Source organism: Novosphingobium sp. MBES04, from assembly GCF_000813185.1.
Classification (GTDB): domain Bacteria; phylum Pseudomonadota; class Alphaproteobacteria; order Sphingomonadales; family Sphingomonadaceae; genus Novosphingobium; species Novosphingobium decolorationis.
Map to the genome: position 1 here is coordinate 1 of NZ_DF850512.1, position 863 is coordinate 863.

The following is an 863-nucleotide window of genomic DNA, read 5'->3' on the forward strand; positions in this document are numbered from 1 at the left end:
AAAAGAGGCATCCGGATCGAGTTCGCGAAAGAAAGTCTCACCTTTTCGGGCGAGGACTCTCCGATGGCCAATCTGATGCTTTCCGTCATGGGGGCCTTCGCCGAGTTCGAGCGTGCCCTGATCCGGGAGCGCCAGCGCGAAGGGATTGCTGTTGCGAAGCAACGCGGTGCCTATCGGGGACGGAAGCGGTCCCTCTCGGACGAACAGCTCGTCGAACTGCATCGCCGCGTCGGCGCAGGAGAGCGTAAGGCCTCCATCGCCCGCGACCTAGGGATCAGTCGGGAAACCCTATATCAGTATCTCCGCGCGGCAGCGTAACAATACTGTTCTCGCTGTGTCCGGAAAATCGTTGTCTGGCGCACAAACCTTGAGGTGACGCCTACAGGGCGGCTAATGCGTCATGCGGTAAGCAGAGCAGCACGAATGCACAAGCGAAAACGCCCAATTAGCGCTATAATATCGGTATTTTGGAACGGATGAGGTTCCAGTGAGCCTCAGGGCTACGCGAAAGCTGGAGGCGTTGTCACAGAGGCTCTGTTGCAAACATTGGTGACGGCCGGGCAGCGTCACCCCGTCTGGGGATCAGGCAGCATTGGCAAAATGCTGATTGAGCACGTCCATGGCCTCGGTCATGACCGAGGGGCCAATGCCAAATGCTCTTTCGATCAGACGCACCTCTCCCCTGATCCCTGGCTGCAGGCACCATGCCCGGGCTTGCCCTTTGCGCAGGGCGCGCATGACCTCGAAGCCCTTGATCGTGGCGTAGGCTGTCGGCATCGATTTGAAACCACGCACGGGCTTGATCAACAATTTGAGCTTGCCATGGTCGGCCTCGAGCACGTTGTTCAGGTATTTTACCTGGC

Annotated in this window: 2 protein-coding genes; one reads left to right on the forward strand and one right to left on the reverse strand. The window is 58.5% G+C overall.

Annotated features, from left to right (window positions below; genetic code table 11):
- Window positions 1–318, forward strand: a 318-nt coding sequence (locus MBENS4_RS23710) for a recombinase family protein (protein WP_039396918.1), incomplete at its 5' end; no start/stop codon positions are given.
- 264 nt (window positions 319–582) lie between these two features.
- Here MBENS4_RS23710 and MBENS4_RS23715 read toward each other — a convergent pair.
- On the reverse strand, window positions 583–863 hold a 281-nt coding region (locus tag MBENS4_RS23715; RefSeq protein WP_039396919.1), incomplete at its 5' end, for a DDE-type integrase/transposase/recombinase.